This is a genomic window from Synechococcus sp. Cruz-7E5 (assembly GCF_024345995.1).
Lineage (GTDB): Bacteria > Cyanobacteriota > Cyanobacteriia > PCC-6307 > Cyanobiaceae > Regnicoccus_A.
In genome coordinates, this window is the sequence record NZ_JAGQCE010000028.1 from 1 (window position 1) to 8,106 (window position 8,106).

8 protein-coding genes and 1 pseudogene are annotated in these 8,106 nt (G+C 57.4%); 3 read left to right on the forward strand and 6 right to left on the reverse strand.

Annotated elements, in window-relative coordinates; translation table 11 throughout:
* Window positions 1-21: 21 nt before the first annotated feature.
* Together KBY77_RS16345 and KBY77_RS16350 are read right to left on the reverse strand one after the other, a co-directional pair.
* Window positions 22-207 carry a hypothetical protein gene (locus KBY77_RS16345; protein ID WP_255106794.1) on the reverse strand — a complete coding sequence of 62 codons (186 nt, stop codon included), beginning with the start codon at window positions 205-207 and terminating at the stop codon, window positions 22-24.
* 682 nt (window positions 208-889) lie between these two features.
* Window positions 890-1,990 (reverse strand): glutaredoxin domain-containing protein, encoded by a 1,101-nt coding sequence (locus KBY77_RS16350; protein WP_255106795.1) that lies wholly within the window; start codon window positions 1,988-1,990, stop codon window positions 890-892.
* 375 nt (window positions 1,991-2,365) lie between these two features.
* On the opposite strand from KBY77_RS16350, the gene KBY77_RS16355 reads away from it, so the two are divergent.
* Window positions 2,366-2,647 carry a helix-turn-helix transcriptional regulator gene (locus KBY77_RS16355; protein WP_255106796.1) on the forward strand — a complete coding sequence of 94 codons (282 nt, stop codon included), beginning with the start codon at window positions 2,366-2,368 and terminating at the stop codon, window positions 2,645-2,647.
* The gene (locus tag KBY77_RS16360; RefSeq protein WP_255106797.1) at window positions 2,637-3,539 is read left to right on the forward strand and encodes a cation diffusion facilitator family transporter; all 903 of its coding nucleotides are present in this window, start codon (window positions 2,637-2,639) and stop codon (window positions 3,537-3,539) included. The genes KBY77_RS16355 and KBY77_RS16360 overlap by 11 nt, the downstream gene beginning before the upstream one ends.
* A 50-nt stretch (window positions 3,540-3,589) precedes the next feature.
* On the opposite strand, the gene KBY77_RS16705 is transcribed toward KBY77_RS16360, so the two are convergent.
* Window positions 3,590-3,715, reverse strand: coding sequence for a hypothetical protein (locus tag KBY77_RS16705; RefSeq protein WP_255106801.1), 126 nt, complete (start codon window positions 3,713-3,715; stop codon window positions 3,590-3,592).
* A 267-nt stretch (window positions 3,716-3,982) separates the two neighbouring features.
* Window positions 3,983-5,533 carry a SulP family inorganic anion transporter gene (locus KBY77_RS16370; protein WP_261352347.1) on the reverse strand — a complete coding sequence of 517 codons (1,551 nt, stop codon included), beginning with the start codon at window positions 5,531-5,533 and terminating at the stop codon, window positions 3,983-3,985.
* 973 nt (window positions 5,534-6,506) lie between these two features.
* Between KBY77_RS16370 and KBY77_RS16375 the strand changes: the two genes are divergently transcribed.
* Complete coding sequence (locus tag KBY77_RS16375; RefSeq protein WP_255106799.1) at window positions 6,507-7,325, forward strand: glycosyltransferase; 819 nt, start codon at window positions 6,507-6,509, stop codon at window positions 7,323-7,325.
* Window positions 7,326-7,505: 180 nt separating this feature from the next.
* Here the strand turns inward: KBY77_RS16375 and KBY77_RS16380 are convergent, their stop codons facing one another.
* Window positions 7,506-7,709: a DUF2256 domain-containing protein gene (locus tag KBY77_RS16380; protein ID WP_315856589.1), complete on the reverse strand. Its 204-nt coding sequence runs from the start codon at window positions 7,707-7,709 to the stop codon at window positions 7,506-7,508.
* 285 nt (window positions 7,710-7,994) lie between these two features.
* Window positions 7,995-8,106: pseudogene (locus KBY77_RS16385) on the reverse strand (photosystem II q(b) protein); the annotation flags it as partial.

Consider the following 8,106-nt stretch of genomic DNA (forward strand, 5'->3'; position numbering starts at 1 on the left):
CTTCCGGTACATCTGCGGCTTTCAGCAGTTGTAGCAATCGTTGATTGCCCTGATCAAGGCCAGTTTATCGACTCTTGATTGCTGAAACAAGCTGCGCCGCAATGGATCAGCCTTTTTCAGGAGTCCCTGATTATCTCGCCCCTTGTTGCCGCGAAGCGTGAACTGCTCCACTTCGCCACCCACCGGGCCCAGGATCTGCTGAAGCATTTGGAAGGCGCCCCATGTGGGGGCGCCTTAGCACCGGTTGCGGATGGTCACCTTGGCAATTGGGATGCCGTCCGGTCGGGTGTCTGGAATCCAACGGTTGGCCTGTCTACTCCTGCGCAGAAGCTTGCGGCTAGGGCCTGGCAGGTAAGGATTCAGTCACGGCGCTGGGGAGAGATGCTCAGGGCTTGGCCTCCGCAGTTGTGACCGCTGCCCGGGTTATGCAGCCCGGGATTTCAATATGCGGGAAACAGAGATGGCGTATGGCTCACTGCAGCTACGGGATGGCGTTCACGCTGCGCCACCGAGGACACATTTGCTTCCAATCGCACCTCCGCTGTGACCACCGGCTCAGGGAATCAGGCCGGACTCTTCTGGAGGGAAATGGCGGGTCGGCTCCCGGACCTCCCCTCAACCTCAAGTTACACCGACTGGGCCCAGGTGGAGGCTTCTGGGAGTACCTATTCCCGTACTCAATCTGAGTACAGAAGTCTTCCCGTCCCTCAGGCCATTGATCCCGAGCCACTGCAGTCTCCGGTATTTCTCCTCATGCCTGATCCTTGGACTCCAGTTCCTCCCAGGCGCCACAGCCATTCAGGTACTGCCGATCGCTGAAAGACTGGCGCTGCTCCGCCAGTGCCTGGTCCATCCGGGCCATCCCCAGACACTCGCCAGGGCACTCGTCTCATGAGAACAGCCACTGAGGCCGCAGGAGCAGCACCGCTCCCAGCAGCAGCATCACCCCACCGCTGATGCGCTTCAGCAGGCGCCCACCGCCTTCGCTGAGCCTCTGGCTGCTGAGCGCACTGACGGCAATGATCACCATGAGGGTGTCATCGGCGATATAGCCGAGGATGTAAATGCCGAGATAGCCGAAATGGGCCAGCGGCGGCAGGTTCTGCTGCGCCAGCACGGCGGTGAAGATGGCCGGCAGGCCAGCGGTGCAGAGGAGTTCCACGAGGTTCACCACCACCGCAAGGGCGGCCACACCCAGGAGCGAGCCAGTCATCGAGCGGCTCTGGAGCACGCTGCGCATGCGGGCATAAAGCCCGGGCTTGGCTCGGGCCGGGATCGAGATGTGGTAGTCGGCTTCCTTGGTGGCGCTGTCACGCAGGTTGATCACACCGATCAGCAGGGCCAGCAGCGCCAGCGACACCCGGATCGGGGTGGCGAACCCGACGGCGAGGAACAGATTCAGCCAGGCAGCCAGGAAGAGGAAGTAGACGAGTCCGCTCACCAGCACGAAGGTGCCGGCCACGAGGGCCATGCGGCGGCGGCGGCGGAAGTGCACCAGCAGCGACAGCAGGAAAAGCAGCACCCACATGGCGCAGGGGTTGAAGCCATCCAGCAGCCCCAGCGCCAGGCTGAACAGGGGGAGCCCCAGTCGCTGCACACTCAGGCTGCCCAGGGGCCCGGCCTCGATCGCCGTGTTGCCGGCCTGCCCTGGTGGAGCATTCCCCTGCACGAACGCCAGGAGCTCAGGCCCGCTGCTGGCCGGGTCACCGAACCCCACCTGCACCCGACCATCGATCACGAAGGTGGGCACCCCCGGGGGCCAGGCATTGGCCTTGCGGCTGATGGCCACCAGCTCTTGCTGGGCGGCCGGGTCGCTGTCCACCGCGATCAGGGTGATGCGCAGGTCAGGCCGGCGGCGCTGCAATTCCGGCATGAAATCCTTGAAGGCGGCGCAGTGGGGGCAGTCGTTCTGGATGAAAACCCGTAGTTCCGATGCGGCAGCGCCCCATGCCGTGCCGCAGACGATGGCGCAGGCCAGCAGGAGTGCCATCACTCGGACCAGACGCGGCTTCATTCCCGATCGCCGCTGTATTGGCCGAGCCCGCTCAGCCGTTAGGTGGGCGATGTTTTCGCTTGCCATCGACGCCACAGTCGCTCTTTGCAGGCAGATACCCAGATAGTTCTCGACAACCAAAGGGAACAATGTTTCCCATGGCGTGCAGGGGCGGCTCCTGATTCCTCTCGAATCACATAGGACCCATGAGAGAATCTGCAGGAGATATTTGATACCTGTCGAATATGCTCAGCATGGCCACTTCTTTGATGTTTGTCAAGGAGGTGGCAGCATGGCGAGATGCCCAGGGCTCTTCTTGTTCCCACTGATCTCGCGCGAGCCTGCTGCCCGCCGCTGGGCAGTGCTGAGCCTATGCCGAAGGACTCGGCGATCTGGTTGGCCATTCGTCTCAAGCCCCTTGCCGATCCCGTGCGGTTGCAGCTGCTGGAACATTTGTTACATCAGCCCGCCAGAGAAGACTGCACTTGCAATCTCGCCCCCCTGGTGAAGCTTTCGGAGCCCACCGTCAGTCACCAACTCAAGAAGCTGGAGGCCAGCGGGAACCTGATCAAGGAGCGACATGGCATGAGTGTCTACTACAGCGTTGTGGCGGAGGCCATCACCGCGATTGCCAAGGTGCTTCATGTCGTCTGAGGTCCACGCTCACCGGCGGGTTGCCAGTGGTTCGGCGGCGTTCCGTTGGAGCGTTCTTCTCAACGCCGGGCTTGTCGGTGTGCAGCTGGTGACTGGCTTTGGCTTCGGATCGCTGGCCCTGATCGGCGATGCCATCCATAACCTTGGGGATGTTGTTGGGTTGCTGCTGAGTTGGGGGGCGGAGCGACTGGCGGGCTGGCAGGCAAATCGGCGTTTCACCTATGGCTACGGCCGCAGCACCCAACTGGCCTCCATGGCCAATGCGGCGCTCGTGATGGTGGCAGGCGGCGTCGTTGTCGTCGAAGGTCTGCAGCGTCTCGGGCGGCCCGTCGAACTCGGCACCACTCCGGTGGCGCTGGCAGCTCTTGCCGGTCTGGCGGTGAACCTGCTCTCGGCATGGCTGTTCGGCCCTGGTCATCAGCATGACCTCAACCGCCGTGCGGCGGTCCTGCACCTGCTCAGTGATGCGACTCTCTCGGCGACTGTCCTGTTCAGTACGTTGCTGATTGGTCTCACCGGTTGGACCTGGCTTGATTCCCTGGTGGCGATCGGTGTCGGCTTTGTCGTGGGCTGGAGTGGCTGGCGATTGATGCTGGAAGCCGGCGCTCTTTTACTCGATGCGGTGCCCGGAGCCGTGGATCTGGATGCCGTGGAACATTCGCTTCTCACGATCAGGGGGGTCTGTGGAGTGCACCACATTCATGTCTGGAGCCTAAGCACTTCGAAGGTGGCTCTCACTGCCCACCTCTGCCGCCATCAAGGCGTGATCGACGACGAAACAATGCTGCATGAGGCTCAGGAGAGGCTGCGAAAGCTGGGAGTACAACACGCCACTCTCCAGCTGGAGCCGGTAGACGGCATTGGCTGTGATCAGGTACCTGCACCAGAATGAAGCTTGGTGCTGCTGGTTGTTGCTCGTTTCCAGCAGCACGACGAGCAGATTCATTTCAGGGCCTCAACGGCTTTAATCAGTGCCTGGTGGCGAGTGTGATCGGTGTGGTCTTCGGGCAGCTTCTCGAACAACTTGAACCGCTCCAGTTGCTTGCGCCTGGTGCCCTTGGCGCCCACCTTCTATACATACGACCCATCTCCATGGCCTCTTCAACAGCGTTCTCAATGGCACCGGAGGCCACTCCCAAGGCCAGGGGTAGGGCGATCACCGCGGCTGTCAGGCCGCCGAAGAAATCACCACGGATATTATGCGGGCGATGTAATTGAATATGCCGGAAATGGCCTAACCTGGCCGGACGTGGGTGTCTGTGGAGAGCACGGGTTGGATAGACAGCGATTAAGTTTGTGGTGCATGAAGTGCTTGCAGCTAAGTGACGAATCTTCTCAGGGCATGGTGGACTCAACTTCACGGGGAAGGTCGCAGTTTGCGCCGATCACAACAGCTGGGCTTTCACTGATGCGCTTAAATAGATCAAGGCTCTCTCGGTTGAGATTCAACACCTTCACTGTGGAGCCGGCCTGACGGCGTTGTCGGATCACCTGATCGAGAGCTCGTGTACCAGTCTGATCCCAGATGCGCGCGTCAGCCATATCAATGGTGACGTTCGGCGGAAAACGGTGCTGCTTGAATCCAGCTAGAAAGTAAACTGCGCTGACAAAGAATAGCTGGCCACGCACAGTGTAATATATGTGCTCATCCGTTAGCCAAGTCGCTTCTACTGAGATCACTTTCGCTACCTTGCGGCTAAACAGAATCCCTGCCTGTGCTACTCCCACCAGCACCGCAATCGCCAGGTTGCGTGTGAGCAAAGCCAGCACAAGAGTGGTGATCATGATCGAACTATCACTCTTCGGGAGTTTGCGCATCCTCAGGAATGACTGCCAGTTGACCGTGCTGACGGACACCATGAGCATCACTGCGACCAGAGCTGCCATCGGGATACGAGCCAGCCAGCTGCTCAGCGAGATGACCAGGACCAACAGACCCACCCCGGCGGTGAGTGTGGAGAGACGGTAACGACCGCCGGACTCGATGTTGATGACGCTCTGGCCAATCATGCCGGCGCCCGCCATGCCGCCAAACAGGCCGGCGATGATGTTGGCTATGCCCTGAGCGCGGGCTTCAGCTTCATAATCCGAGTCCTCGTCAAGCAGGTCTTCCACCACATTGGCAGTGAGGAACGACTGCAGCAGCCCAACAAACGAAATCGCCAACGCCGTTGGCAGAATGATTCCCAGAGTGTCGAACGAACCGAAGACTGACGGAATCGCCAGAACCGGCAGGCTTGTTGGCAGCACTCCGAGATCGCCAACTCGCGGCACCGGCAGCTGCCACACTTCGGCAATCACGCTGATGCCTACGATTGCCACCAGCGTGGATGGCACCAGCTTGGTCAGTCGGGGAAGGCCATAGATAATCGCCAGCCCAAATGCAACCAGGGCCCACACGATGGGCCAGCTCACCGCCTCCACCCCCACTAGCGGAGAAGGGGTGTCGATGCCCAGCCGTCCAAAACCCAACTGGGGCAACTGGGCCAGGAAGATCAGTACACCGATCGAATTCACGAAACCCAGAGTCACCGACCGTGGCACGAAACGCATCTGCTGGGCCAGCTTCAGATAGCCCCAGGCAATCTGAAAAAGGCCCGCCAGAATACAGGCGGCCAGCAGATAGCTGAGGCCATGGGATTGCACCAGGCCCCCCATCAAGAGAGCCACACCAGCTGTGCAGGCCGAAACCATGCCAGGCCTGCCGCCCAGCAGGGCCACCACAATCAGGATGCAGATTGAGCCGAACAGACCCACCTGGGGGTCAACCCCAGCCACGATGGAGAAGGCGATGGCTTCGGGAATGATGCCGAGGGCGACCACCATGCCAGCCAGAATGTCTTTTGATACCGCTTTGCGGTTTGGGATGAGTGACCAGCCTTGCAACACAGGAAATCAAGTGAGAAGTGAGATGAGATCACACCCCGCAGCAGCCACCGGTTGACACCGAAAGGTCTTTGGAATGCGTAGCAGAGTTCCAGCTGAATAGGATGGCCATGGCTCTGTTGAAGAGTGTTGGACCCTATCCCGGCTAAACCCTGCTCAAGATGTTTTAACTCGATGACGTCAGATCAGTGTACAAAAGCGATCTGATGGCAAGCAGTTCTTACTGATGTTCTGAACAATTAGTCTGTTGCCCTGATCGCGTCAGAGCAGCACAAGTCCTGTCAGACTGCTGCTATGCTTTAGGGTGGAATCATAACCATGTGAGTACCCTAGCAGAGCATTGCGTTCTTGCTGTTTCTGAGTCGTTGCACATGAACCAGGCCCGGGCGTGAGCCTCTGGAGCTGATCGATGAGATCGAGTCGAGAGAGAGCTGGGGCTCACCTGCTCTGGGGCTCAACTGCTGGCCGGAGAACGGGCCGATCGGCAGCGGTGACGTGATCCTGTTTATTCCGACTCAGCGGTACTGTTGATTGCTAGAAGCCCAGACAAGTAACGTGAATTGATTGATAGTACTGGCAAGGGATCAGAATAATTTCTGGGAGCTTATAGCCTCAATGCGGCGTATGATGAGGCGGATTAGAGTCACGACTCCAGATTCATTGAGGTTCGAAAGCGGGCCGAGACTCCGCATTCTTGGGTATCTGCACTGCTATAGCATGCCTGTGTTGGCTGCTTGTGTAGTCAGACTGTCCAGTGATCTTCGCGCGCAGAGGACTCCCGTGCGGTTTTTCAAGACGGCCTCCGCGCTGCTACTCTATGATAGTGCCTTTGAATGATGAAAGCCTTGTAGGCTGAATTGTGCAATTGGAATGAATGCTTAAGTTCGCTTCAGTTTCAGCTATGAGCTCTCGAGGATGATGAGGCCCTTGGCTCTTTAAGTCGAAGAGAAGAAGCAAACCCTTAGGCAACTAGATGACTGTTAGTGTGATTACGCCAACCAGACTGCTGCCAGATCGGCTAAGTATGCTGGTTGAATTAAATCAAAGTTTAAAAAATAACGATTGTGCGGTTGAGCATGTCATCGTTGTTGATGGTGCTAGTCGGGAAGCGCTTCCCGATGGGGTGTGTGAGCGGGCCACCGTCATTGCGACGGAGCGTCCGATCGGCCAGGCCGCAGCACGCAATTTAGGTTTAGTCATTGCCAGAGGTGACTGGATTACTAGTGCTGACGACGATGACTGGCTTTATCCACACTCTATCGATCAACGACTAGATGCAATCAAGGGTCAACATGGAGCTCTTTGGTCTGCTGGATATTGTACAGACGACTCCAAGTCAGATCCAGGAATTGTGCCAGCTGGCCCAAGCTTTCCTGGAGATATCTGGCGTGCCTGGCCGACACCTAAGGCATGCATTCCATTAGGACCAACAACCCTGCTGGTGGAAGCCAATCTCTTGAAGAAGGCTGGTGGTTGGATGGGTCTATCTCAAGGTGAAGATATTGGCATGATGATTGCCGTAACTTGTATGGCGCCAGGAATTGTTATTGATGCCTATGTGTATCATATCCGGTTGCACGGAGGGCAGATGACGAAGACAACCTGGTTTGACGATCTGGAGCTTCTTTCGCGACGATGTGCCTGGGAACGGGGTGAGCAAATTCTTTCTCAATCCCAATTCCAGGCCCAGTTGCGACCTGAGTATCTCCCTTGGAATAATGTATCAACTCAGGCTGGCAACTTGGCCCGAGTAGGTTGTTTGGAAGATGCCACTAGGCTTTCTGCCGTATAGTGCAACTCGACTAGTCTAAGACAGAATATCCAAAAATACCTTGCAATAGACAGGCTGGATCGTCAGAGGCATTCTTCCAAGAAACTGTTGTTGACTCTTTGTTGTTTTGGTGACAGCATGGAATTCTGCCTTGGACTACAGGCATCCCATCTCTTGTTCCAATGGATATATAGGATGCGTCTACTTCTTGTTTTTTCGGCAGCGTTCTGAGCAGTAAATAACATCTTCCCAGACGCCTTTCCACTTCTTTCGCCACTGAAATGGTCGTCCGCAGGCTTTGCAGTTCTTGGTTGGTCGGTTTATGTGGTGAGGCATTGGGTGTCGGTGCGGTGTGCATTGTGGATTTCTTCCAGCCGCAATCAGCAGCTTCTGGTTAACCGTCATCGGCGACTAGCTGCGCTGTGGCCCACCTGACTGGTTTGTTTAGGGCTATGTCCAGCCATTATTGATGCGGTGTCAGTCAGGAGTGGAGAGCTCTTGGTATCACATTGCTGGAAGACTCGCGCTGGCCAGCCAGCCCCTCCAGCAAACCCACAGGCAGAGGTTATTATGGTCTGTGTTGATTGCAGAGAATGCTCAAGAAAAAAGCTCCCGCTGTTCAGCGAGAGCTTTTAAGTTTCATTGGTTGATTTACATGGTGGATCGGATCTTAGTGACCCACCGATTGAATCAGCCGATCGCCGGGGCGGTCAGTGCCACAGGGGTGGCTTCTGCAGATGCCAGGTCAAGCGGGAAGTTGTGAGCGTTGCGCTCGTGCATCACTTCCATGCCAAGACCAGCG

What these genes read in the sequence shown, in the direction of transcription:
- KBY77_RS16345 (WP_255106794.1), bottom strand. Translation starts at nt 207, where the DNA reads ATGCTTCAGCAGATCCTGGGCCCGGTGGGTGGCGAAGTGGAGCAGTTC.
- KBY77_RS16350 (WP_255106795.1), bottom strand. Translation starts at nt 1,990, where the DNA reads ATGGCACTCCTGCTGGCCTGCGCCATCGTCTGCGGCACGGCATGGGGC.
- KBY77_RS16355 (WP_255106796.1), top strand. Translation starts at nt 2,366, where the DNA reads ATGCCGAAGGACTCGGCGATCTGGTTGGCCATTCGTCTCAAGCCCCTT.
- KBY77_RS16360 (WP_255106797.1), top strand. Translation starts at nt 2,637, where the DNA reads ATGTCGTCTGAGGTCCACGCTCACCGGCGGGTTGCCAGTGGTTCGGCG.
- KBY77_RS16375 (WP_255106799.1), top strand. Translation starts at nt 6,507, where the DNA reads ATGACTGTTAGTGTGATTACGCCAACCAGACTGCTGCCAGATCGGCTA.
- KBY77_RS16380 (WP_315856589.1), bottom strand. Translation starts at nt 7,709, where the DNA reads ATGACGGTTAACCAGAAGCTGCTGATTGCGGCTGGAAGAAATCCACAA.